Here is a 26,467-nt window from a genome sequence, read left to right as displayed (position 1 = left end):
CTTAACCATGTAATGTGGTTTGTTTTCGCTTTTTGAAGAATCGGAATTGTTCAAACACCCCAGTAATACCCATAGGGAAAATCAGCACCAGTATGATAATCATCGCACCGAGTAAAGCTTTCCAATACGAGGTTAATTGAATAGCTGTGTCATGTAGTACGGTATAAGCAATAGCACCAACAATAGGCCCAGTAAGCGATTGAATACCGCCTAGTAATACCATCACCAACCCATCCACAGATTTAGCCACACTTAATTCTTCAGGAGAAATACTTCCTTTAGAAAAGACTAATAAAGCACCTGCCAACCCTGCAAAAAAACCAGCAATAATAAAGACAGTCCATTGCACACGACGTATGGGAATACCAATTGCCTGTGCTCTTGTGACGGAGTCCCTACTTGCCCGAATAGCATAGCCAAAACTAGAAAAAATAAGTTGCCTTAGTACAAAAATACAAATGAATACGACTAATGCAGTGAAATAAAAATAATGCGTTTCATCTGCTAACCAACCATCAGCCCATATACCAACAATACCATTTGATCCCCCTGTAAAACCATCCCATTGGAACATGATTGACCAAATCAATTGAGCGAATGCCAATGTCAGCATAGCCAAATAAATACCAGTTAAACGGATACAAAACCAACCAATCACGACAGCTAATAAACTAGATACTATCGGTGCTAAGATAAAACTAACTGACAAAGGTAGACCTAGCTGCTGAATACCAATAGCTACAGCATAGGCCCCCATACCGAAATAGACAGCATGTCCAAAGGTATGCATTCCAGCCGTACCCGCCATAAAAAACAAACTAAACGCAAATAGAACAGCAATTAAAGCATCTTGGACTAACAGCATAGTGTAGTCACTATCAATGACGGGAACCAAACAAATAAGGGTTGCTCCGATAATATATAAAAGCTTAGTTAATCCTTGTAATGGTTGCAAAGGCTTTTCTACAATGCCTATATTGCGTGATTTCTCTTGTGCTTTACCAAAAAATCCCCAAGGTTTGATGACTAACACAACAGCCATTAAAACGAATTCTAATATTAAGGTTAAACGGCTAAAATTTACCGTGACTCCCCAAAAATCAACCGCTCCTAACCAATTAGCTAATGCTTTAATTTCAGCAATAGATAATGCCGCAATTAAAGCACCCGGTATTGAGCCCATACCTCCAATAACAACAACAGCAAAAGCATCTCCGATTAAACGTAAATCCAAACTAAGGCTCGCAGGCTCATTAGGTAACTCTAATGCTCCTCCTAATCCTGCTAAAAAAGTTCCTAAGGTAAATACCCCCGTAAATAGGCAAGCTTGATTCACTCCCAAAGCACCAAGCATTTCTTTATCTTGTTGTGCTGCTCTTACAAAAACTCCCCATTTCGTCTTATTTAATAAAAACCATAAACAAAATAGCACTACCCAGCCAATAAAAATTTGAAACAGCTGATAAATAGGAAATAATTGTCCTAAAATGTTAATAGAACCATTTAAATAAGGGACTGGTTGCCCTAATAGGTCCTCTGCCCCCCAAATCCATAACACACCATCACTAATTACCATCACTAATGCAAACGTAACTAATAATTGGAATAATTCAGGGGCTTTATAAATACGCCTAAGAATAATTATTTCTATTAAACCGCCTACCACACCGGTTAATAATGAAGCTAAGACAATACCTGTAATATACCCAAGACCAGAAGTTACCCCAAAATAATGCGTTAATGAATAGGCTAAATAAACACCAAGCATGTAAAAAGAGCCATGGGCAAAATTAACCACTCTAGTTACGCCAAAAATTAATGACAAACCAGCAGAGACCATAAATAATGAGCTAGCACTTGCTAGCCCATTAAGTAATTGTAGTAACAACGCCTCTACATTCATTTTACTTGTGGCCTTAACTTTAATACTTCTTCATCACTTGGTAGCACGTCTTTTCCGTCTACATAGCGAATATCAGTCATAATTCCTTTGCCATCTTTAACATCTAAACGACCAATATAACTGCCCATCGTTGATTGATGATCAATAGAGCGATAAGAAATCTGCCCCAATGGCGTACTCAATTCAAGCCCTTTAAACGCTTCTATTAAATCTTCCGCCTTAGTACTTTTCGCCTTACGTAGACCAGCTGCTAATGACTGTATAGTCATATAACCAACAATACTACCTAAGCGTGGATAGTCATTAAATTTTGCTTGATAGGCTTTTAAGAAAGCATCATGTTCTGGTGTATTAATGGCATACCAAGGATATCCTGTCACTATCCACCCTTTAGGCGTATCGCTACCTAAAGGATCCAAATATTCAGGCTCACCAGTTAAGAGACTAACGACGGAAACATCCTTGAATAGCTGACGAGTATTACCGGCTCTTACAAATTTGGTCAAATCAGTACTAAAAAGTACGTTGAAAATAGCATCTGGTTTTACATCAGCTAACGCTTGAACAACACTATTCGCATCAATATTATTAAATGGAGTAGCTTGTTCCATAACAAACTCAATATCTGGCTGACGTTCTTTCATCATTTTTTTAAAACTTTCTACCGCTGACTGTCCATACTCATAATTAGGATAGACCAATGCCCAACGTTTCTTCTTCAACGCAACAGCATCGTCAATAAGCATCGCCACTTTCATATACGTTGAGTCACGTAACCTAAAAGTGTACTCATTACCATTCTCCCACACCATCTTGTCAGTAAGTGGTTCACCCGCCAAGAAAAAAACCTTTTTATTCTTAGCAAAATCAGCAAGCGCTAAAGCAATATGGGATAAAAAACCACCTGCCAATAAATCAACCTTATCGCGTCGTAATAAGGTTTGGGCTTCTCGAATGGCATTATTTTGCGTACCACCATCATCTCTTAAAATCACTTCAAGTTTTTTGCCATTAATGCCATTATCTGCATTAACTTGTTCAACAGCTAACTCAATTCCTTTACGATATGGTTCTAAAAAAGCGGGGATTGTTTTATAAGAATTAATTTCCCCAACTCTAATGACATTTTCCGCATAAACAGCAGTGCTAGAACAAATGGTTAATACTGCACTACACATCATGAATGATTTTCTAATAAATGTTCGCATTTAACTTTTATCCCAAAAGATTAGTTTGATAAACCTTTAATATACCAAAAAATACTATAATTTCATTTAGCATAATCAGATTTCCTGATGAAACTTCTCTTTTTAATTCTTAGGTTTTAGTATGGCGTCAGCATTTTTAGAAGAAAAAGTACTTAGTGTTCACCATTGGACTGACCGTTTATTTAGTTTTACTACTACTCGCGACCCTGCACTACGTTTTAGTAATGGCCACTTCACCATGATTGGTTTAATGGTTGATGGTAAGCCTCTATTGCGTGCTTATAGTATCGCTAGCCCAAACTACGAAGAACATCTCGAGTTCCTCAGTATTAAAGTCCAAGATGGTCCCTTAACATCTCGCTTACAACACATCAAAGTGGGCGATTCCATTATCGTTGGTCGTAAGCCTACGGGTACATTATTGCTTGATTATCTCTTACCTGCCAAACGTCTATATTTATTAGGTACTGGTACTGGTCTAGCGCCATTCTTGAGCATTTGTCGTGATCCAGAAACCTATGAACGTTATGAAGAGGTTATTTTGGTTCATGCGTTCGCCAAGTAAATGAGTTAGCTTACTACGATTTATTCACCAAAGATCTACAAGCGGATGAATTTTTAGGTGAAATGGTAAGTAAACAACTAAAGTATTACCCAACTGTCACTCGCGAACCTTTCCGTAACCAAGGTCGTATTACCACTCTTATTGAAAATGGTAAATTATTCACTGACTTGGGTGTTCCTCCATTAAATCCTGCCGAAGATCGCGTGATGATTTGTGGTAGTCCTGCTATGCTAGCGGATTTAAAACGAATGTGTGAAGAGCGTAATTTTAAAGAAGGAAATACCTCTACTCCTGGCGATTTTGTGATTGAGCGTGCATTCGTTAGTCAATAATATTTTCTTGAAAATCGAATAGATTCTTCTTCCACAAATCTTGTGTGAATGACTCTCAAGGTATCAGCTTTGTGAATAACCCCTTTATTTTAAATAAAGGGGTTAATTTTTGAACAATTATTTTTAATAAACAGGTCAGTTTATAACAGCTACTTTTATCATTAATGTTGAATTCTTTTAAGTAGCTGTTGCTTAATCTGTACAAGCTCTTTTAGCGCATCTTCTTTTCTCGTATCTATCATGTTGGATGGTCCTTGAGGCTCAATATCTTCATCCTCAGTAATAGGCATGATAGGTTTTAAATCAGGCGTATTATCTACATAAAAATTAAGCTGCTTTCGTGCACGTGTTATGCCAACATAAAATAAATTACGTTGTAGATCTTCTTGTTGGTGCAATAGTGAATGAGTAAAACCCTCTTGTGTCGCCCCATATATCAGCACATTATCATACTCACGTCCCTTGGCTTGTGCAATCGTTACAAACCGTATGCCTTGCGTCATATTCCAACGTTTGCGTAATAATTCAGCCTGTTGCGGCCACTGATTCCATAGATAACGATGGCGATACGCATCTTGTTTTAACGCATCCCAAGATGCCTTAGCTACTTGATCATAAAGCCGGTTTGATTGTATAGCCCAGAGCCCCGAACTTTGCTCAAACCACTGCATAATATCATATACGTTCTGATGCTCTCTATTACTAGCACACCATTCTAATAGCGATTTTTTAAATCTTGATTCAAATGCAATATTACCCTCTTGTTGTAATTGCATCATAGTATTTTTAACAAAATTTTCTAAGCTTATTTTATTCAGTATATCTTGCTGAATTTCTTCACTTAAACGACACGCTGATAACTGATAAAACTGTGCTAAATCAAGCGCAAAATTTTTTAGAAATTTTGTAGATTTACCATCTAACAAATAACCATAACGAAGAGCACAAAGTACATTCAATATCACTGGTCCCATAGTATGATGAATACCGATACTGATTTTTTGCTTAGTCCTGCTAACAATATCAAAAGCAGCTTTAATTTGCTCTGGATAATCCTCAGTAATGACTACCTCTTCTTTTCCAAGTTTACCTAAATCATTTTCGGTTAGTTGCTTCACCGTAGTTTTATGAGTGGCTTTTGAGTCAATGGGTCTATGAATAATATTAGTCGCAATATTCGCCAAATTCTGAGCATAACGATAGGAGTGATTTAGATACACTGTCTCAGCATGGAAGCGCTGTTTAAATTGTTCAAACACAACTTCAGTATTTGTACCACGCCACGCAAAAATATTCTGAAACCGGTCGCCTACGGCAATAACCTCTGGCACAAAGTGCGCTAATTTAAATAAAAATTTTAATTGTAAAGGAGTCGTATCATGAAATTCATCGATACAAATCAGAGAATATTTTCGCCCTATTTTTTCTAAAATATCACTATCATCAGTATAGTCTAATAGATCAAAAACAGCTTCACCTAATAATCTAAATCCTTGTTCCCCTGACTGATAAATAGACGTTGAAGTATCCTCCTCATATAAATCATGATTATCCACAACTCGAGGTTTCCACGTTTCACGATAGTGATCATAGGCATAAAACATTCGCTTGACCAGTCGCCAATCATGATTGAGCTTACCTGTTAGAATTTCTTGCAAAATATCATCATCATCGTATTCATAAGCACCTGATGCACGGAAAAAATCGATATCGCTCATCATCTCTTGCATGGCATGCGGTGTAATCTGAGGAGCATCAATCGGCTCTGTGCCTGTAATTAGTGCGTATTGCTGCGCCTGTTCGATAACATATTCATATAATTGAGGCAATAACTCTCTTTCGACATGATTACGTTTAACGGTATAACGTGTATCACCAAGTTGATTAAGTACTCCTGCCGCAAATCCATCTATTGTATGAATAGATAATTGAGGAAAGCCACGCTTTTCCATATAAAACTGCATGACATCCTTACCAGTGCGACTAAATGTTAGCAATAAAGCTTTTTTAGGTTGCAGGCTCTTTTTCACATAATCGGCGATATAGCTCGTTTTACCACTACCTGCCACACCTTCTACCAGCGTATATTTCATAAACACAATCAAATCATTTACTGTTCACAAAAGATTAGCATAGAAACCGTTATACTCATACTTAAACTAGATTTTTTTATCATCTTATTTTGAGTGTCTTTGCATGTTTGTTAAGCTACTGCTTACTTTATTTATCGCTTTTTTTTTCGTTAATACCTAATGTGCACGCTATTGAGCAGGTTTCTCCTTGTATTACCTATGACAATCAAAAGCCTATTCACATTACTAAGGTAGATTTAAGCTGCCCAAGCATTAAGCTGATTGGTACATTGCCACAGCATAGTGATACTACCAGTAATTTTGCTCGTGATAATGAAGCAACCGTAGCGATTAATGGCGCTTTTTATGATGAAAAAAGAAATCCTTTAGGATTAAACTATTCTCATCAGCATACATGGCACAGGAGTAAGGATTACCGACAATATGCTTTTTTTGCCTGCACAAAAAATAATCAATGTTTTATTGAATCCTATAATAAAAGCACTATATATCAGCCACAATGGGATTTAGTCATCAGTGGTTGGCAAAGCTTGCAGAATGGTAAGTTCCTATGTGCTCCAAGTAGTACAGGTATTTGCTATCGTAATGCACAGACAAAACATCCTCGTACCGCCATAGGACTTACCGCTGATAACCGTTTCCTTTATATGGTGGTGGTAGAAGGTAGACGAGAAGAATTTCAAGGCTATACCCTTACACAATTAGCTACATTATTTAAGCAACTTAATGTGCCACATGCAATTAACTTAGATGGTGGTGGCAGTAGCACAATGATTATTAATCATAACCGCGTTAATGCACTACCAGATAATCAATTATTTTTTGAGCGTAGTGTGGCCAATCATCTTGGTATTAAGGATGAAAAAAAGTAAGCTTTCAACTCTTTCAAAAACCTAATGCCATTCACCATGAATGACATTGCGTACTTTTTTTATTTTTTGACATGCAGTTTTTTAACAAAAACTGCATGCCGAAAATGCTACCCTTATTAAGCATGCTTTTTTTTATTTTTTGACATGCAGTTTTTTAGCAAAAACTGCATGCCGAAAATGCTACCCTTATTCATAGCTTAATGCCATTCACCATAAATAACATGGTGAATGGCATCATACTCTATACTAATTGTTATAGTTAGTTCTTTTGTTGCATTTTTCAAATCGAGGTAGCCTACTGGATGACGTAAAATACCTTTTACGTTTTCTTTTTGTAGGAAGATTTGATTATAGAAATACAATGGGAAAATAGGTGCTTCATCAATTAAAATTTTCTCTGCTTTTAATAACGCATCCCAACGCGCTTGGGCATCTGTTGCTTGTTGAGCAGAACTAATCAACTTATCATATTCGGCATTAGACCAACCGGTACGATTCATTGAAGATCCCGTGATAAAGCTTTCTAAAGAGTTGTAAGGATCCGCATAGTCGTTTAAAAAGGAACTTCGTGAGAATTGTAACTCTAGACCTCGTTGTTTTGCATAAAATACTTTACTTTCCATGCTTTGCAATTTCACATCCACCCCAAGCACTTCTTTATACATATTTTGCAAGGTTTCAGCTACTTTCTTATCATTAGGATTATTAATATAGGTCAGCGTCACTTCAGGAAGCGTTGTATATTTTTCTTCTTCCATACCCTTAGCTAAAAGCTCTTTAGCTTTTGCCTTATCTTGTTTAATTAAATCGCCGCTTTCTTCACGAAAGTCTTTACCATTTGGTCCTGTAAATCCAGGAGCAACAAAGCCAAATGATGGTTTACGACCTTGTTTCACGACAAAATTTGCAATATCCTCTTGATTAACAGCTAATGCAAACGCCTTACGGATATTTTGATTTTGGAAAGGAGCAATTTTGGTATTTAAGCGATAAAAATATCCACCCGCTTGAGGGATATTATTAAAGTCTTTTCCATCTTTAATCTTGTCGTAAATACTTGCTGGTAATGTGGTAGGAGTCGCATCGAGTTCACCCGTTTTATACATTTGGTAGAACGTATTTTGGTCATTCACCATTGCAAACTCAACTTTGTCAATTTTCACATTAGCTGCATCCCAATAATTTGGATTCTTAACAAAAACTAAGTTCTCCGCATGTTTCCACTCTTTTAATGTAAAAGGACCATTACCAACATAGCTACTTGCCTCTGCATACCACTTAGGATTTGCCTCAGCTACTTTCTGATTGACTGGTGCAAAATTAGGATTAGTCAAAATATTTAAAAATGCGATGCTAGGATTCGCTAACGTTACTTCAAGCGTATGGTCATCCACTGCTTTTAAGCCTAAATCAGCTTCTGTTCCCTTACCTTCGTTAAACGCTTTAGCACCAGCAATATCGTAAGCCAAAAAAGCGGCTGGTGAAGCAGTATCTTTGCTAAGCATTGTCGTCCAACCATAAACGAAATCTTTGGCAGTTACAGGATCACCATTAGACCATTTAGCATTCTGACGTAGTTTGAATGTATATTTTTTACCATCTGGAGAAACCGTCCAACTTTCAGCCGTGGCAGGTGCAGCAACATGCTTCTCATCTAGTCGAACAAGACCTTCTACAAGATTATTCAACGGCTCCCAAGAAATAGCATTAAATCCTTGTGAAGGATTCAATGACGTTGGTTCTTCTTGGTTATTAAGATATAACGTTGTCTCAGCCTGTGCTAACGATGTAACACCAAATAAACAAGACACTAAAGTTAAACGAAGTAAGGTAGGTTTCATAATTTTGCTTCCATAGAAATTAATAGTTGCTTTACTATACGTTACACTGAGTCCGAGAATCTTGCAACCAGCATAAAACCGTATGTTCCTCTGTTAATACACTAAGCTCCGGGGGTATTTCCTTACAAACCCTCATAGCTTTTTTACAACGTGAAAAAAATCCACAACCTTTAGGAGGAGCAAATAAATCGGGGGGATGACCTTCAATTGGCTTTAAACTATCTTTTTGCATATCCAATCGAGGAATAGATGCCAACAACCCCTGTGTATACGGATGTTGAGGATGATAAAAAATATCTCTTCTATTTCCTGTTTCAATACACTGACCGGCATACATTACTGCTATCGTATCTGCGATCTTGGCTACAACACCTAAATCATGAGTGATAAGAATGATTGAAACACCTGTTTGCTGTTGAATTTTTTCGAATAATTCTAATACCTGTGCTTGAATTGTCACATCTAGAGCAGTTGTAGGCTCATCAGCAATCAATAAGTCAGGATCACTCATCAACGCCATTGCAATTACGATGCGCTGACGCATGCCGCCAGAAAACTGATGCGGATACTGTGACAAACGTTTTTCAGGCTCAGCAATACCGACTAAAGTTAGCATCTCACTCGCCTTATCCAACGCATGCTGCTTACTAAGTTTCTTATGCTTCATCACCCCTTCAATCATTTGCTCACCAATAGTGAGGGTGGGATTTAACGCTGTCATAGGATCCTGAAAAATCATAGCAATTCGATTTCCACGGATCGTATTATTTTTCTCTAGCTGGGTAATATCTAGACCATCAAAAATAATTTCTCCCTGAGGAATAAAGCCACTTGGCTTTTGTATTAACCCCATAACGGCATGACAAGTGACCGATTTTCCACAGCCTGATTCACCAACAATCGCTAACGTTTTACCTTTTTCTATGGTCAGGTTTAAATCACGAACAGCCTGAACAATTCCACCATGAACTTTGAATTGAACCGATAAATGTTTAATCGTTAATAAAGGATTTTGAACCATGATTACTTCCTTAACTTAGGATCTAATGCGTCTTGTAATCCATCACCCAACACATTAAATGCAAACATGGTTAAAGAAATACACAAAGCAGGAAAAAATAATTGCCACCATTCACCTGATAAAATAACGCCTAAAGCATCATTTGTCATTACGCCCCATGACGCAAATGGTGCTTGTATACCTAACCCTAAAAAACTTAAAAAAGCCTCTGCAAAAATCGCACTCGGAATGGTTAAGGTCATTTGAACAATAATGGGTCCCATCGTATTAGGAAGTAAATGTTTACGTATTAACCTCCATGGGCTTGCCCCAAATAGGCGTGCTGCAGTAACATACTCATAATTCTTAAGCTGAAGGATCTGCCCTCTTACAATACGAGCCATACTTATCCAGCCAGTAATAGAAAGTGCCACAATAATTGTCAATAAGCTGGGCCCTAACACTACCATTAATAAAATCACAATCAACAGGTAAGGTAAGCCGTACAACACTTCCACAATACGCATCATAATGGCATCGGTACGTCCACCCATTAAACCACTATAGCCTCCATAGATAACACCAATAAAAAAGTCTATTAGCGCTGCCATAAAGCCGACAAAAAGAGAGATCCGTGCACCATACCAAGTCCGTACAAATACATCCCTACCTAAATCATCAGTTCCAAACCAATACTCTGCTGATGGGGGTTGATTTTGAGCACTCAATGATTGTGTTGTGACTGAATGTGTAGATAACATTGGCGCAAAGATAGCCATCAAAATCAGAATAGTTAACATAAACAATCCCAACATGGCTAATTTATTTTTACGTAATCTAACCCATACATCAGCCCAATACGATAAGCTAGGACGCACAATACTTGGGGCGGACTTTCGTTCTTCTACGGTTAAGGGGGTAAACCAATCATTAGGTATTTTTTGCATATTACTCCCCTGCCTTATCTAAACGAATCCGAGGATCTAGCCAACAATAAACCATATCTACCAAAAACAGCATCAGCACTAGCACACTACTATAAAATACTGTCGTACCCATAATAACCGGGTAATCCCGATTACTTATAGAGTCAATAAAATAACGTCCCATACCAGGTATAGCAAAAATCTTTTCAATCACAAAAGTACCAGTCAAAATAGCCGCCATTAGAGTACCTAATAGTGTTACAACGGGCATTAAGGCATTTTTAAGCGCATGTCTAACGACAATTCGCCACATACTCAACCCCTTAGCTTTTGCTGTTTTTATATAATCTTGTGTTAATGTTTCTAACATACTTGCCCTAGTTAGACGTGCAATAACCGCCATTGGTGTTGTTGCCAAGGCAATGACGGGTAAAACCATATGTTTAGGTGTTCGCCATGTTGCTGCAGGAAACCACCCCAAGTTTACTGAAAGCTCTTGTATTAATAATGTAGCTAATACAAAATTCGGAATAGAGATACCAACCACAGCAATTGCCATCGCCGCATAATCAATCCAACCATTATGTCGTAATGCCGCTAGTACCCCTAATGTAATACCCGATAGAATGGCAACAATAATCGCTAATATACCAAGGTGAAAAGAGACTGGAAAACCTCTTTTTAATAACTCAACTACATTTGTATCAGGATTACTAATTGACGGCCCAAAATCTAACGTAAAAATATTGCTCATATAATGTAAGTACTGCACATATAACGGTTGATCTAATTTGTAGAATGCTTTTAAATTTTGCTCTACCGCAGGATTAAATGAACGGTCCGAATCAAACGGAGAACCCGGAATAAAATGCATCAAAATAAACGTTAATGATGCAATGATTAGAATGGTTAATAACATTAAGAGGAATCGTTTAACTATATATTTTTTCATTACTACACCCTCTTATCCATTAGATGACATGCAACATAATGCCTATTGCCATATTCCTTTAACTTAGGTTTTTCTTGATAACACCTATCCATTGCTTGAGGACATCGTGCATGGAACACACAGCCACTTGGTAAATTCATCGCACTAGGTAACTCTCCATGCAACAATACTCGATGACGTTGATCTTCTATATCGAGGGTCTGCGATTGGAATGGCAGATAATAACGCTTGTGTATATGGGTGCTGTGGCTTGTCATAAAGCTCATCACTATCCGCTAACTCTACTAAATTACCCAAATACATTACTCCTACCCGATTAGAGATATATTTAACCATTGATAGGTCATGAGCAATAAATAAATAAGTAAGTCCTTTTTCTTCTTGTAATTTTTGCAAGAGTAATACGATTTGGGTTTGTATAGAAACATCTAGCGCAGAAATAGGTTCATCCGCTACAATAAATTTTGGTTCGAGTGCTAATGCTCGAGCAATACCAATACGCTGTCGTTGCCCACCTGAAAACTCATGAGGATATCGATTAGCATGCTCTCTACGCAAACCAACCTCCTCTAATAAGGCATAAATTTTTTCTTCCAGTGCCTTTTCATCTTTATATAAGCCGTGAATTTCTAAAGGTTCAGCGATAATTTCAAATACTGTAGAGCGTGGATTTAAACTAGCATAAGGATCCTGAAAAATCATTTGTGCTTGGCGAATTAAGGCTTTTTTTTCATCTCCTTTGATGGCATGAATATTCTTACCATCAATTAATACCTCACCAGCATCTGGGCGATAAAGACCTAAAATAACTCTTCCTGCCGTAGATTTACCACATCCTGACTCACCTACCAGACCTACTGTTTCGCCTGGAAAGATATCCAGACTGAAGTCACTCAATGCTTTAACCTTTTGATGATGCCCTACGTCAAAAGTTTTACTAATATTTTTAATTGAAACTAATGCTTCAGTCATATTTTTAACGCTAAAATATTTGAAACGTTTATTCTAACTGATTGCCGAAAAGTTATACCCTCTTTTTACCTCAATTCTACTAAGAAAATTACACTATGCAGAAAAACCCTTTACCCGTTAAACAAGGTATTACCGCCAGTCGTTTATACCTACCCAAGGGGCAATGGCATACTCTCTTTGATTTCTTAGTAGAGCGTTTTCCTCATATGTCAAAAGAGATTTTGCTCGAGCGCTTACGTAAAGGGGATATACTCGACAGTAATGGCTTAGCTTATCAAGAAAATAGCCCTTATCCTGCAGAGTCTTGGCTCTGGTACTACCGTGAGGTAGAAAAGGAAGTTGTCGTCCCTTTTGACATGCCTATTTTGTACCAAGATGAATATTTAATTGCTGTCGATAAACCACATTTTCTAGCTAGCGTCCCTGGGGGAAGGTATTTACAAGAGACTGCATTGATCCGTTTGCGCACACAATTAAACAACTATGATATTTCTCCAATTCATCGTCTTGATAGAGATACAGCAGGCGTGTTAATTTTTTGTGTGAATCCTATTTACCGAGGTAAATACCAAAGCCTTTTTCAGTCAAAAATGGTAAAAAAAATATATGAATGTATAGCCCCTTTTTCTGAGCTATTACGCTTTCCATTAATTAGAGAAAGTTATATTGAAAAAAGTTCTAGTTACTTTACTATGCAAGAAAAACAGTTAGATAATAATCTCTTTAATAATAATTGGAATAGTCGCACCGAAATTGAACTAATTCACCATAATGATTATTTCGCTCACTATCGACTCAAACCTCATACAGGCAAAAAACATCAATTAAGAGTACATATGAACGGCTTAGGCTTGCCTATCTTAAACGATGAGTTTTATCCTGATCTTTTACCTGCGAGAAAAGAAGATGATTTTAGTAATCCTTTACAATTACTTGCTAAATCAATAGAGTTTATTGACCCAATAACAGGCAATCAGCGCTTTTTTGAAAGCCGACAAGCGTTAAATGGACTAGAACTTTTTAAATAATTACTCTATCAATAAAAACTAACTAAGATTTGGGATGACAACTTCTGTCTTTTAAGACCGCAACTCTATCTGCAAATTCACCATCCATTTCGCCCGGACGAATCACTTCGCCAGCTAGATTACAAGCACCACGGTAACCAACAGCATAAGCTTCAAAATGCATTCTTGGAAAGTGTGCCTGATAAGCATAAGTATCATGATGATGCCCATGAAAAACTTTTTTAACACCCATCTGCCGAGCTAAACGATCTATCGCATAAAAACCAAACTTATTACAAGAGGGGGCTTCGTGAGTCACCAAAATATCACTCTGCATATTTCTCATCATCATATACGTTTCTGGGAAGATAGAGCTTCTTTGCTTTAAACTTAAACCATTTCGAAAATGAGTCCTAGGATGTGATTTTTTAAAAAATTCTTCTTGAGAATAATAATTCCACTCATCCTTATGCGGTGACCAGATACGTCCTCTAAAAACGCCTCCTAAACCAGCAATTCTAATTCCTGCTATCGTTTCTACACGACCATGTAAGTTCTTATCTTTTAATTGACTTGAGAAAAGATTATCATAATACTCTTCGTTATCGGTATCATGATTCCCCGGAATCCACCAGACATCTGTCAGTTTAATCACATCATGGAGAATTTCATCAAGGGGCTGTGGTGCTTGCAAATCTCCAAGAAATACAATTGCCTTAGGTTTTACTTGCTGCACAATATCTAGGCAGTGGTAAAACCCTCCATGCGTATCTCCGAAGAAAAGAATATCATTTGCTTGCATCAGTCACTCTACTAATCGTTATGTAGGGTATTGTATAACTATCCGATACCTATTGACAAACTAGGACTACGCTAGAAGCTAATTACGCTCTATTTTTATCTAGTAATTTTATTGCTTAGAGATACTTTACATCCCTATACTTGGCACAGGAAAATCATCATAGGCAGTTGCAAAAACTTTACCCGTTATCCGAGAGGTATACTGAAAATCTGCTAATCCAATATTAAGTCGTTTTGCCTCGGCTTGATAAAAATCTTGGCGAGTAGGGTGGTGGGGATTCACGATATGACGAATCAGTTTTCCTTTAGGATTCTTTATAGCATATCGTAAGGCATTCACAACATCTTCCCGATGTACCATATTAACGTATTGTGAACCATTCGGTAGTGATACCTGTTTAGCTAAACGATAAACAGGGTGTCTTTCATCATCAAATAGACCTGCCAGCCGTAATATAGTGATATGTTCAATCTGACTAATTTAAAAAAGCCTGCTCTACTTGCGCAATTTTTTGAGCACTTTCCGTCACAGGATAAACTACATCATGTTCCGTATAATGTCCTTCCTGCTGACCAAATACACTACTACTACTAGTATAAATTACGTGATTTACGTTACTTTGCTGTGCATATTGAATCCATTCTCTTAATAGACTGACATATAAATCTGAAGAAGAGGGTGGCAATAAACAGACCCATGTAGAATAATCTGCCCATTGTGATGGAAATTTATCTCCTAAGCTATACGGCATAGCCATAAACTGAGGATGAACAAGATGTGGGTTATATGTTTGATACGTTCCTAGCACAGAACAATTCTCTACTAGCACTCTAGCGAGTGCTGTACCTACATACCCCATGCCAAGTATCAATACTTTTGTTTGCATATTCGCTCCTTTAGTCATATTATGTCTTAAACTAGTGACTTAGTGCCATAGAATTTTTCTAACGTTTAAAATACTTATACTCGTAATATTCATACGCATTACTGGCCTTACTATTTACTATTATGTCTATTGAACAAATGCTCACGTATGCAAAACAACATTTTCCTGCATTAATCCAGCCTCGATCCTTGGATAGCCACAAAGGGTCATTTGGTAGCATAGGTATTATTGGAGGCGCACAAGGTATGACAGGTGCTGCATTGTTATCTGCTAGAGCAGCTCTATATCAAGGAGCAGGGCGTATTTATATTGGCTTTGCCCAACCATCCTTACCTTTTGCTGTTGATTTCAATTATCCTGAGTTAATGTTAAGGACTGCCTCTGATATTTTAAATTTAAACCATATAACTGCATGGGTGATTGGATGTGGACTTGGCGTTGATAATCATTCGTTAGAGATTCTAGAAAAAACCTTAACTCTACATCCATCTATTCCAAAAGTAGTGGATGCTGACGCACTTAATTTGATAGCTAAAAATAATATAGATTTACCACATGAGGAGGGTGATATTGTTATTACTCCTCATCCTTTAGAAGCTTCTCGATTGCTTAATTTATCTGCCATAGATATTCAGAATAATAGAGAAGCGACAGCAAAAGCCTTAGCGACTAAATTCAATGCATGGGTGGTATTAAAAGGATATCAAAGTGTGATTTGCTCACCTAACGGAGTAACCACTCTCAACAACAGTGGTAATCCTAGTTTAGCAACTGGAGGGACAGGTGATGTCTTGGCTGGTATGATAGGTGCTTTAATTGCCCAAGGCATACCTATAGAGCAAGCCGTCCGTGGGGGAGTATGGCTACATGGTGCCAGTGCTGACTATTGCTCACAACATTTCACTCAAGGCCAAATAGGTCTCACTGCGAGTGAGGTTGCCCTCCATGCTCGTACGATTAGGAACTTATTATTTCAAGTGGCCTGAAGCATTATGTGTAGGGGGAATATACCCAGAATGAGTTTTTTCCCATTCCACTACCCCTTGCTCATTCAAAGAGATTCTGCGTCCCTCATGTTTACCAGCACGCATGATATACGTCCAAGCATTTGATAAACCTTCTTCTGTTTTTACCGTAATCAACACTCTTTCGTATAAATTATTTGGTTTGTTTGGATCGAAATCTTCTAATAGATCAATTTGAGGAATCTCTTTTTCAGGAAATTGAAACAACATCAACTCGCCTGCTACCATATCCCAATCACCTCTCGGCTGATCAAAATTCAGTAATTTTCCTTTGTTATTGCCATCCAAACTGTAAGCGGTTGTTCCTCTAGCCTGAATAGATTCGGCAGGGATTTCCATAGCTGGATAGCCAGCATCCAGATCAAATAATCTGCCCCAGCAATACGCCTTTTCAATTTTAATAGCAGTGGCACAGTGGCGAGGATAATTTTGGTAGCCTTTTTTTAGGGTGCCATAAACAAATAAAGGAAAATACATGATAAAACTTCAATATTGCAATGCAACAAAACATTATTGTACAGAGTGCAATCGTAAAGATATATCCGTATTTTCCATAGGTTGTTTAAATCAGACGTCTAGTTCTTCTACGCTGAGCGCATTTGTCTCGATAAACTCTCGACGAGGCTCTACTTTATCACCCATTAAGGTTTCAAAAATTTGATCTGCCGCAATAGCGTCCTCAATTTTTACCTTTAATAGGCGACGAACTTTAGGATCCATTGTTGTTTCCCACAACTGATCAGGATTCATCTCACCTAGACCTTTGTAACGTTGTTTATTTACCGCTGCTTCAGCCATTTTTCTAAGCCAAATAACAACATCACGGAAGTTATCCACATTTTCCTCGTCAAGCTTATCACCTTTAGCGCGATAGACAACTGCTCCCTCAGTAATAAGGCCCTTAAATGTTTCTGCTGCACGTGATAACACACGGAAGTCAGCACTGGCTAGGAATTTATTATTTAATAATGTGATACGCACATTACCATGGTGGATACGGCGTACCACTAGTTGCAACGCATCTGTATTAGGCTCAACTTCTGCCGTTACCGTAACTGCCTTCGGATTACGTTCATCAAATAAAGCTTCTTGTAATGTTGTTGCACTTACTTGTGCGGCCTCTAGCGAAGATAAGTCTATTTTAACCCCTTCACTAATAGCTGTTAGTGTATCCTCATCCATGATTCGAGATAAGCGCTTAATCACTTTGTCAGCAGCAACATACAGATCAAAATATTGATTCAACTCTTCGTCTTTAATTTCTTTATCACCGACTCTTACCCCTGCATTTCTTAGGGCAATTTCTTGCATAAATACAGCTTCCTCTATCTCATCTTTGAGATAACGTTCTGTTTTGCTACCCTTCACTGTTACTTTGTAAAGCGGTGGTTGTGCAATATAAATATGACCTGATTCAACTAATTGCGGTAATTGACGGTATAAGAACGTTAATAGCAATGTACGAATATGAGCTCCATCAACGTCGGCATCGGTCATGATAATAATACGATGATAACGTAATTTTTCTAGGCTGAACGTTTCACCAATTCCTGTGCCCAAAGCGGCAATTAACGTTGTGATAGCATCACTAGCCATCAATTTATCAAACCGTGCTTTTTCTACGTTTAATACCTTACCTCGTAAAGGAAGGATTGCTTGGAACTCACGACTACGACCTTGCTTTGCGGAACCTCCTGCAGAGTCACCCTCGACAATATACAATTCACATTTCGCTGGATCACGTTCTTGGCAATCGGCTAATTTACCTGGCAACGTATTACCAGAAAAGGCACTCTTACGCTCTTTTTCTCGTGCACGACGAGCAGCTTCCCGAGCACGTGCAGCCGAAATAATTTTTTCACAAATAATTTTGGCATCATTAGGGTTTTCTAAAAGCCATGTTTCTAAGGCATTTGCTACCACTTCTTCTACAGGCGCACGAACTTCACTAGACACTAATTTATCTTTTGTCTGACTACTAAATTTTGGCTCTGGTACTTTGACCGATAATACGCAACTTAGTCCTTCACGCATATCATCACCAGAAGTTTCGACCTTATCCCTACCTTTTTTAATCAGTTCGTTATCTGCAATGTATTTATTGAGTACTCGTGTCATTGCTGCACGTAAACCGGTTAAGTGTGTACCTCCATCTCGCTGAGGAATGTTATTGGTAAAGCATAAAACTAATTCGCTATAACCATCATTCCATTGCATAGCAACGTCAACACCCACTTCAGTACCACCCGCACTTGATGAACTAGAAGTATAGAAAATATTATTATTTAATGTATTTTTATTTTCATTGATGTACTGAACAAAGCCTTTTACTCCACCTGAAAACGCAAAATCCTCTTCTTTGCCCTGACGTTCATCAACTAAACGAATGCCAACACCATTATTCAAAAAAGATAATTCTCTTAAACGTTTTGAAAAAATCTCATACGTATATTCAATATTGCCAAAGATTTCCCTATCTGCTAAATATTGAACAGTGGTTCCTTGTTTATCAGTAGCTCCAACTACTTTTAACGGTTCAACTCTTACACCACGATTAAACTCCATTTCATGAATTTTTCCATCACGATAAATGGTTAATTTAAGCCATTCAGATAAGGCATTCACACAAGAAACACCCACACCATGTAAACCACCTGAAACTTTATAAGAATTCTGGTCGAATTTACCGCCTGCATGTAATTCAGTCATAACAATTTCTGCTGCACTACGTCCATGCTCATCGTCCTTATGAATATCTGTTGGAATACCACGTCCATTATCTCGCACAGAAATAGAGTTATCTGAGTGAATTGTCACTACGATTTCATCACAATGGCCTGCTAAAGCTTCGTCAATGGCATTATCAACCACCTCAAATACCATGTGATGCAAACCTGTACCGTCAGATGTATCTCCTATGTACATGCCAGGACGTTTACGTACTGCTTCAAGTCCTTTAAGCATTTTAATAGAATCGGCACCATAGCCTGGAGTATGTGTAGAATCAGTCATAGTAGAGTAACTTTTTAATAAATAATAAACTGACCGTCACTAACTACTCATTGTTTTCGCTTAGTGACGGATGTACGCAGATATTTAATGCAGGTATTAAATACGCAATGGCATAACCACATAACGGAAATGCTCATTATTTGGTAAAGAAATGAGTACTGATGAATTCGATTCTCCTTTGAGAGAAATCACAACGCTATCAGTTTTAGCCATATTAAGTACATCTAGTAAATAGCTAACATTAAAACCAATATCTATTGGGGCACCTGTATAATCAAGTGCTAAATCCATCTTGGCTTCTTCTTGCTCAAGATTAGAGGCGGAAATACTCAATAAATTTTCACCAAAATGCAATTTAATGCTTTTTAGCTTATCATCAGACGCAAGAATCGCTGCTCGCTGTAAGTTTTGTAAAAACTCTTCGCGATTAATTTGTAAATGGATAGAGTAATCTGTTGGAATAACGCGTTTGTAATCTGGAAACTTACCTTCTACCAATTTAGAAATAAGCTCCACATCACCAAAACGAAAACGAATTTGAGAATCAGCAATACTAATCTGAACCTCAGCATCACTATCATCTAGCAAGCGCATCATTTGATCCACCGTTTTACGAGGAATAATAACACTCGCCTCACTATTAACGCTTTCTACTTCTTCTGCCGCATGTGCTAAACGGTGACCATCAGTAGATACTGCACGTACAAGACCTGACTCTAATACTAATAGCATACCATTAAGGTAATAACGAATATCCTGATGTGCCATCGCATAGTGAATCATGTTCAATAAACGACGAAGTGCACTTTGCGTCATCGTAAAATGATGATGCCAATTTTCAATTTCTGGTAATAATGGAAAATCAACGCCAGGTAATGTTTGAAGTGAAAAACGGCTACCAGAACATTGTAAAGTCATTTTCTGATCTTTAACATTGGCACTCACCTGACCAGCGGCTGGAAGTGCACGCAAAATATCCTGTAGTTTACGTGCAGCAACTGTTACTGCTTCCACATCATCACCCACGCCAAAGTTTGCATGGGTAGTGATTTGGATCAGCATGTCATTTGCCACAAAAGCCATTTTATCGCCTTCTTTTTTGAGAAGAACATGCGACAAAATAGGCATTGTTGTTTTCCTCTCCACAATACCAACTACAGTTAGTAGTGGCTTTAGTAATGCATCAGTACTTGCTTGGAATAATTGCATCATTATCCTTTTATGGTTTGTTCTAACACTTTCAATTCATGATTGAGTTGTCGATCAGTCAAACGATCACTAGCAATTTTACTAACCGCATGATGAACTGTTGAATGATCTCGCCCACCAAAAGCCTCCCCTAAATCAGGCAAACTTTGACGAGTTAATTCTTTGGACAAATACATAGCGATATGTCTTGCTCTTACCATACTCGCTTTTCTACTCTTAGAGTATATATCGGATACTCTTATTTTATAAAAATCTGCGACAGTTTTCTGTATATTTTCTACAGTAATCAAACCGTTAGCAACTCGAAGCAGATCTTTTAGGGCTTCTTTGCACATTTCAACAGTAATTTCTTTTTGATTTCTGAACTGTGCAAAAGCAACAACCCTATTTAATCCACCTTCTAATTCACGGACATTACTTTGAATATGCTTCGCAATAAAAAAAGCGGCCTCAATCCGTTAAGGTCAGGTGAGAATAATGAGTGTCTGCTTTTTTCAACAAAATTGCTACGCGCATTTCTAACTCTGGAGGTTCAATAGCAATCACTAATCCTGAGTTAAATCGCGTAATCAATCGCGAATCCATTTCTTCTAACTCTCGTGGATATGTATCTGAGCTTATCACCACTTGTTTATTTTTATTGATCATCGCATCAAATAAATAAAAGAACTCTTTTTGCGTTGATCCTTTCTTTGTGAAAAACTGGATATCGTCAATTAATAATAGGTCTAGTTGTTCATATTCTTGCATATCCTGCATGCGATAATCGACTAATTCCCCATTACGCATTCTTTTTACAAAATCCGTATAATACGTCTCAGCATGAATATAACGCATACGCTCATAGCCATATTTATTAAATAATTCATTGCCTATTGCGTGCATTAAATGCGTTTTACCTAAACCAGAACTACCATAAATAAACAAAGGGTTATAACCTTTCTGACCTACGTGTCTCACCACATTCTCAGCTGAGGCATGCGCCATTTCATTAGATTTACCTACCACTAAATTCTCAAACGTTAAATAAGGATTTAAGTTAGTGAATTTATAGCTTTCCTTAACAACCACTTCAAGATTGGGAGTATTGACTTGTAATCTACCTGTAGATAGAGGTTTAGTTTCTTGTTTGGAAATAGAAGGGGGAGTTACGACTACAGTATCATCTTCATTTTCAATACTAACTTCAATACCTGAAATAATTTCAGGCTCAGCGATAGGTTCATGTGCATCGACAGTTGTAACTGAAGAAGTAGGGGCAGTCATAAGCTCTGGTAATTCAGCAGCTTCCTGTTCAGCGCTAGACGAACTAATTGGCTCAACAGAAGTTGTTACAGGTGTTGATGTCGGTTTTTTAATTAAAACTTTAACAATAACATCGTGATTAAAACGATTTTTAATTAATTGCTGAATTTTAGGCGCATAATACTCCGTCGCCCAGCTCTGTTTTAATATACTAGGGGCAGAAATATGAAATTCTGTTTCATCATCATTAAAACCTATAGGCTTTAACGGTAAAATCCATTGCTTTATCTGCTCAGGAGCTAATCCATCTGAGAGATATTCAATACATTGTTGCCAAAATTCTTTCATTTAATCGTAGTGATTTATTGTTATAAAGCAGGCTGTTGACTAACCTTTATTTTAATGTTGACATGCAAGTTTTCGGCTTAGAGCACAAAAAAGCAATAACCTATGCTTGATTATAAATACCTGCACGTTAGCAATATTATTTTATCAACAGTCCGATTTATTGTTTATAAAGTCTGCTTATTTTAACCGATTTCAATTCAACTTACCTTGAACTTACCATCATTTATAAAAGCTATTTTTTTATGATCTTCTATCAATTATTTCTATTTTCTAACTTAAATAAGACACTTTTAGCGAAAATATTAAAATAAAATCAAACACCTATTGACTAAAGTGATTTTTTTTGTTGAAATGTAAGGCTTGCTAAACAATTTTTATAATCTATGGTGCTTTTTAAGCATCTAAATTAACTAAGCTCTTTATTTTTGGGATTATCATGAAACGTACTTTCCAACCTTCAGTTACTCGCCGTAAACGCACTCACGGTTTTCGTGTGCGTATGAAAACACGTGGTGGCCGTGCAGTTATTAATGCACGTCGTGCAAAAGGTCGTAAACGCTTAGCTGTTTAACCCTTTAAATTCCTACTGGATTTATCCAATAGGCTAAAAAGCATGTCAAGCGCCAACTATCCCAAAGAGGCGCGCCTACATAGCCCCTCTGAATTTGCTAAAGTTTTTTCAAATAAACGTGCAATCCGAGGGGTTTTATTTACCCTGCATTTTTGTCCAAATCAACAAGGATATGCTCGTTTAGGTTTGGTTATTGCCAAACGTAATGCTCGTAGAGCAGTCACTCGTGCAACGATTAAACGCGTTATTCGTGAATATTTTCGTCATATTCGGATGCAACTGCCACATCAGGATATTATTTTTCGTTTGCATAAAAATATCCCTTTTTGTTCACTAACTGAGTTAAAAAAAATGGTTAGGCAGGATATAGATATTCTCGTGACAAAATTAGGGGGTAAGTAATGAGCATTTCTGACTTGCTTAAATCAATTCTTATTGCTCCTATACGGTTTTATTCGCTTTTTTATCAGTCCATGGACAGGGCAATCGTGTCGATTCACACCAACTTGCTCTATGTATATGATACAAGCGATTGAAACTCATGGATCAGCTAAAGGACTATATCTAGGAATGCGTCGCCTTTGTCGATGCCATCCTTGGTCACCTGGGGGACATGATCCTGTACCTCCTATAGCAAAAAAACCATAAGTTTATCTATATAAGGCTTTTCTAAGGTAAACTTATGACTTTCGTAACCCTGTTTTTTAAGAATAACTTAAATGGATATTAGACGCTCCATCCTTTGGATGATATTTATTTTTTCAGTATTCATGATCTGGAACAACTGGCAAATGTACAATGCGCCAGTAAAGCCAGTCACAACAGCTAGTACTACTAGCACTACTGAACAGCATCCTTCTGCTCCAGCCACAATGGCAGGAAATACCACTGTTCCATCAAACGCTGCAGCAACTCAGCAAGCATCGGAAAAAATTACTGTTTCAACCGATGTATTCAACCTAACTTTTGATACATTAGGTGCTCAATTAGTTCGCGCAGAGTTGGTTAAATATCATGATGCAGAGGACAAAACTAAACCAACAATTCTTTTAGAAAGTGGGGAAAAAACCTATACAGTACAAAGTGGTTTAATTGGCCCTGCTAATTTACAAAAGTCTTATCCAAAACAAGACACTGTATTTACTCTAGTTTCTGACCAAAAAACATTATCAGGTGATACGCTTGATGTGATTTTTAAAGCAGAAGCTGATGGTTTAGAGGTTACTCGGACCTATACTTTAACTAAAGGTAGTTATGCTATTGCGGTAAAAGATAATATCGTCAATAAATCTACACAGACACAAACACCATCACAATATTTACAAATCACTCGTGATCATCACGAACCAACTGGTGGTGTTGCCATGGCACCTACTTATAATGGTTTTGCTGTCTATTCCGATGCTGAGCGTTTCCAAAAAGTGACACTTGATGAAATCGAAAAAAACTCGGCGGACTATGTAAAATCAGCACCTGATGGTTGGATTAGTTTTATACAACATTTCTTTGTCACTGCTTGGGTTCCTCAACAAGGCAAAGATCATGCGGTACAAATACGTAAAGCAGGACAAAACCTTTATGCCATAAGTACAGTTGAATCCCTAGGTAATATTGCACCAGGTGCCTCAGCAAATACTGCGGCAACTCTTTGGGTGGGTCCGCAAGATCAAAAAGCATTATCAAAAATTGACCCTACACTTGACCTTGTAGTGGACTACGGTTGGTTAACCTTTTTGGCTCGCCCAATGTTTGCCCTAATGAGTTGGTTGCATAGCTGGATTGGTAACTGGGGTTGGACTATTGTTGTCTTAACTATCCTTATTAAGCTCTTATTATTCCCATTATCTGCAGCTAGTTATAAATCAATGGCGAAAATGAAAAATATTAGCCCACGTATGCAAGCTTTACGTGAGCAATACGGTGATGATCGCCAAAAATTAAATGCTGCCATGATGGAAATGTATAGAACCGAGAAGATTAATCCTCTTGGGGGTTGTTTACCAATCCTATTACAGATACCAGTATTCTTGACCTTATATCGCGTGCTATTAGCAAGCGTAGAAATGCGCGGAGCTCCTTGGATTGGTTGGATTACTGACCTTTCAGTACATGACCCATATTACATCTTACCTGCTATTATGATGGCGACTATGTTCTTCCAAATGAAGATGAATCCTACGCCACCAGATCCAATGCAAGCACGTATTATGATGATTATGCCATTAGTATTTGGTGCTATGATGTTTATGTTCCCAGCAGGTTTAGTTCTATACTGGGTAGTAAATAACATCTTATCAATTATTCAACAATGGTTTATTACTCGTAATTTAAATAAAGCGGCTAATGAAGAGATATTAACTCATCGTTGATATTGTCATATTCCCTTAGCAATTAGCACATGAGCCAGACCTTAGGGTCTGGCTTTTCTATGATAAACTGAAAAATAGAAGAACGAGTAAGAAATCTTATGTTTAAAACCGTAAAGGCTGCCTAGGATTTTATTAAAATGGACACTTTTTTCTTAATAATAGGTTGTGGAATGTTAGTCCTTATAGGGCTGTTATTTTTATTTTTTTTACTTCCCCCGCTATTATATCTTCTAATCATCATGGCACTTCTTGGTCTACCACTTTATTTAGGGATAATATTCACTTGGTGGTATTTATTACTGTATATCCCTGTTTTTTTATTGTTTATGATTTTTTAACTTAGATATATGAAATCACCTTTTGAATAATGATATTTTTGTACTCATAATAAAGTAATAAAACACTGCTAATCAATTTTTATTCTTTTTATTTTAGAAAATTTCTACTGTTTTATAACAATACTTATCTTCAGCATAAATCCTATCTTCATTCTATACTTTATTTGAATCTAATAAAAAATAATACTGTTTTTTCTAATAAAGTAAAGGGTGATAAAAAATAAATGATAGCTATTAAAAAGAAGGCTTTTTTAATTACAACGTTCATGTCGCAATGCTTATCGACGATGGTAATTCTCCATATGTATACATTGCTTGTACACCTGACTTTACTACGTATAACAAACAATGATGTTAAGGATGATTGTGTGTTATTCGTTTAAATACTATTTTAAATAGTCTCACAAATAAAGGAGAGCTATATATCTTAACTTGTGAATGCGATGACCCTGAAGATGTTGGTATCACAGGGTTTATAATTATATCTAGTACAAATACTTCTACTGCATTGACTCTGAATATAAACGATTACGAAGATATTATTAGACTAGAAAACTTCACGGAAAATATTCAATTAAGTTTAATTTTTGATAAACACCAATACACTGAAAAATTATAGCTATGGTTCATGATATTCAACAAAAAATTCGTGAGGGAATAGCATTAAGATCATTATCTAAAGAAAACTTTACACGTAGCTATAAATCCTTTGAGATAGCAAAAGAAATTTGTGATAAATACCCCAATATTCTCTATTTTGACGTTGAAGAAGTGTAACCATCCCCTAAATTAAGACAACAAGAAAGTAGAACTTTTTTGAACGTTACCGTAAACTTATTTCAAAGGAGTTTTACCATGAGTAAACGTACTAGCGAAAGCCAAATTATCAACATTCTTAAACAAGCCGAGGCAGGCACCCCTGTTCAAGAGTTATGCCGTCAACATGGCATTTCTTCTGCCACATTCTCTACAAATGGCGAGAACGTTATGG

Annotated in this window: 21 protein-coding genes and 4 pseudogenes; 9 read left to right on the top strand and 16 right to left on the bottom strand. The window is 37.2% G+C overall.

Going from position 1 to position 26,467, the window contains the following annotated elements; genetic code table 11:
- Position 1: 1 nt before the first annotated feature.
- Complete coding sequence (locus V757_RS23065; protein ID WP_023951617.1) at positions 2 to 1,903, bottom strand: ABC transporter permease; 1,902 nt, start codon at positions 1,901 to 1,903, stop codon at positions 2 to 4.
- Positions 1,900 to 3,084, bottom strand: coding sequence for an ABC transporter substrate-binding protein (locus V757_RS23060; RefSeq protein ID WP_023951615.1), 1,185 nt, complete (start codon positions 3,082 to 3,084; stop codon positions 1,900 to 1,902). The genes V757_RS23065 and V757_RS23060 overlap by 4 nt, the downstream gene beginning before the upstream one ends.
- A gap of 148 nt (positions 3,085 to 3,232) precedes the next feature.
- On the opposite strand from V757_RS23060, the pseudogene V757_RS23055 reads away from it, so the two are divergent.
- Positions 3,233 to 4,008: pseudogene (locus V757_RS23055) on the top strand (ferredoxin--NADP reductase).
- A gap of 161 nt (positions 4,009 to 4,169) precedes the next feature.
- Here V757_RS23055 and V757_RS23050 read toward each other — a convergent pair.
- Positions 4,170 to 6,101: a UvrD-helicase domain-containing protein gene (locus tag V757_RS23050; protein ID WP_023951613.1), complete on the bottom strand. Its 1,932-nt coding sequence runs from the start codon at positions 6,099 to 6,101 to the stop codon at positions 4,170 to 4,172.
- Between the two features lie 161 nt (positions 6,102 to 6,262).
- Between V757_RS23050 and V757_RS23045 the strand changes: the two genes are divergently transcribed.
- On the top strand, positions 6,263 to 6,973 hold the full coding sequence (locus tag V757_RS23045; RefSeq protein ID WP_245587014.1) for a phosphodiester glycosidase family protein: 711 nt from the start codon (positions 6,263 to 6,265) through the stop codon (positions 6,971 to 6,973).
- A gap of 197 nt (positions 6,974 to 7,170) precedes the next feature.
- On the opposite strand, the gene V757_RS23040 is transcribed toward V757_RS23045, so the two are convergent.
- The 6 genes from V757_RS23040 to V757_RS23020 are packed head-to-tail and all read right to left on the bottom strand — an operon-like array spanning position 7,171 to position 12,664.
- A complete protein-coding gene (locus V757_RS23040; protein WP_023951609.1) occupies positions 7,171 to 8,814 on the bottom strand; it encodes a peptide ABC transporter substrate-binding protein in 1,644 nt (547 codons plus the stop codon).
- 34 nt (positions 8,815 to 8,848) lie between these two features.
- Entirely contained in the window at positions 8,849 to 9,835 is a 987-nt protein-coding gene (locus V757_RS23035; RefSeq protein WP_023951607.1) for an ABC transporter ATP-binding protein, read from the bottom strand.
- Between the two features lie 2 nt (positions 9,836 to 9,837).
- A complete protein-coding gene (locus V757_RS23030) occupies positions 9,838 to 10,761 on the bottom strand; it encodes an ABC transporter permease (RefSeq protein ID WP_023951605.1) in 924 nt (307 codons plus the stop codon).
- Position 10,762: 1 nt separating this feature from the next.
- The gene (locus tag V757_RS23025; protein ID WP_023951603.1) at positions 10,763 to 11,692 is read right to left on the bottom strand and encodes an ABC transporter permease; all 930 of its coding nucleotides are present in this window, start codon (positions 11,690 to 11,692) and stop codon (positions 10,763 to 10,765) included.
- 2 nt (positions 11,693 to 11,694) lie between these two features.
- Positions 11,695 to 11,832 (bottom strand): oligopeptide/dipeptide ABC transporter ATP-binding protein, encoded by a 138-nt coding sequence (locus V757_RS28730; RefSeq protein ID WP_245587017.1) that lies wholly within the window; start codon positions 11,830 to 11,832, stop codon positions 11,695 to 11,697.
- A gap of 4 nt (positions 11,833 to 11,836) precedes the next feature.
- Entirely contained in the window at positions 11,837 to 12,664 is an 828-nt protein-coding gene (locus V757_RS23020; protein ID WP_173391506.1) for an ABC transporter ATP-binding protein, read from the bottom strand.
- A gap of 95 nt (positions 12,665 to 12,759) precedes the next feature.
- Between V757_RS23020 and V757_RS23015 the strand changes: the two genes are divergently transcribed.
- Positions 12,760 to 13,692 (top strand): pseudouridine synthase, encoded by a 933-nt coding sequence (locus V757_RS23015; protein WP_023951601.1) that lies wholly within the window; start codon positions 12,760 to 12,762, stop codon positions 13,690 to 13,692.
- 22 nt (positions 13,693 to 13,714) lie between these two features.
- Here V757_RS23015 and V757_RS23010 read toward each other — a convergent pair whose 3' ends face one another.
- The 3 genes from V757_RS23010 to V757_RS0114405 all read right to left on the bottom strand — a co-directional run bounded on the left by V757_RS23010 (position 13,715) and on the right by V757_RS0114405 (position 15,359).
- Positions 13,715 to 14,473 (bottom strand): metallophosphoesterase family protein, encoded by a 759-nt coding sequence (locus tag V757_RS23010; protein WP_023951599.1) that lies wholly within the window; start codon positions 14,471 to 14,473, stop codon positions 13,715 to 13,717.
- 126 nt (positions 14,474 to 14,599) lie between these two features.
- A complete protein-coding gene (locus tag V757_RS0114410) occupies positions 14,600 to 14,833 on the bottom strand; it encodes a Rossmann-fold NAD(P)-binding domain-containing protein (protein ID WP_031274689.1) in 234 nt (77 codons plus the stop codon).
- A gap of 115 nt (positions 14,834 to 14,948) precedes the next feature.
- Positions 14,949 to 15,359 (bottom strand): Rossmann-fold NAD(P)-binding domain-containing protein, encoded by a 411-nt coding sequence (locus V757_RS0114405; RefSeq protein WP_031274687.1) that lies wholly within the window; start codon positions 15,357 to 15,359, stop codon positions 14,949 to 14,951.
- A 122-nt stretch (positions 15,360 to 15,481) separates the two neighbouring features.
- Between V757_RS0114405 and V757_RS23005 the strand changes: the two genes are divergently transcribed.
- The gene (locus V757_RS23005) at positions 15,482 to 16,345 is read left to right on the top strand and encodes an NAD(P)H-hydrate dehydratase (RefSeq protein ID WP_023951597.1); all 864 of its coding nucleotides are present in this window, start codon (positions 15,482 to 15,484) and stop codon (positions 16,343 to 16,345) included.
- On the opposite strand, the gene V757_RS23000 is transcribed toward V757_RS23005, so the two are convergent.
- From V757_RS23000 to dnaA, 4 genes and pseudogenes are all read right to left on the bottom strand, one after another.
- On the bottom strand, positions 16,328 to 16,861 hold the full coding sequence (locus tag V757_RS23000) for a gamma-glutamylcyclotransferase family protein (protein WP_023951595.1): 534 nt from the start codon (positions 16,859 to 16,861) through the stop codon (positions 16,328 to 16,330). The two genes, V757_RS23005 and V757_RS23000, sit on opposite strands and share 18 nt — an antisense overlap.
- A gap of 90 nt (positions 16,862 to 16,951) precedes the next feature.
- Positions 16,952 to 19,396 (bottom strand): DNA topoisomerase (ATP-hydrolyzing) subunit B, encoded by a 2,445-nt coding sequence (gene gyrB, locus V757_RS22995; protein ID WP_023951593.1) that lies wholly within the window; start codon positions 19,394 to 19,396, stop codon positions 16,952 to 16,954.
- A gap of 96 nt (positions 19,397 to 19,492) precedes the next feature.
- Complete coding sequence (dnaN, locus tag V757_RS22990) at positions 19,493 to 20,605, bottom strand: DNA polymerase III subunit beta (protein ID WP_031274683.1); 1,113 nt, start codon at positions 20,603 to 20,605, stop codon at positions 19,493 to 19,495.
- Between the two features lie 2 nt (positions 20,606 to 20,607).
- Positions 20,608 to 22,198 (bottom strand): annotated as a pseudogene (gene dnaA / locus V757_RS22985) (chromosomal replication initiator protein DnaA).
- Between the two features lie 436 nt (positions 22,199 to 22,634).
- Between dnaA and rpmH the strand changes: the two are divergent.
- The 5 genes and pseudogenes from rpmH to V757_RS22960 form a co-directional block, all read left to right on the top strand.
- On the top strand, positions 22,635 to 22,769 hold the full coding sequence (gene rpmH, locus V757_RS22980; protein WP_023951589.1) for a 50S ribosomal protein L34: 135 nt from the start codon (positions 22,635 to 22,637) through the stop codon (positions 22,767 to 22,769).
- A gap of 42 nt (positions 22,770 to 22,811) precedes the next feature.
- A complete protein-coding gene (gene rnpA, locus V757_RS22975) occupies positions 22,812 to 23,171 on the top strand; it encodes a ribonuclease P protein component (protein WP_023951587.1) in 360 nt (119 codons plus the stop codon).
- Positions 23,171 to 23,417, top strand: a pseudogene (yidD, locus tag V757_RS28040) (membrane protein insertion efficiency factor YidD). Before rnpA ends, yidD begins: the two are co-directional and overlap by 1 nt.
- A gap of 71 nt (positions 23,418 to 23,488) precedes the next feature.
- Entirely contained in the window at positions 23,489 to 25,138 is a 1,650-nt protein-coding gene (yidC, locus tag V757_RS22970) for a membrane protein insertase YidC (protein WP_023951585.1), read from the top strand.
- A gap of 1,193 nt (positions 25,139 to 26,331) precedes the next feature.
- Positions 26,332 to 26,467, top strand: a pseudogene (locus V757_RS22960) (transposase); the annotation flags it as partial.

Origin of the sequence: Pelistega indica (genome assembly GCF_000506865.1) — a bacterium.
GTDB classification, from domain to species: domain Bacteria; phylum Pseudomonadota; class Gammaproteobacteria; order Burkholderiales; family Burkholderiaceae_B; genus Taylorella; species Taylorella indica.
This window is presented reverse-complemented; position numbering and strand designations above follow the sequence as displayed.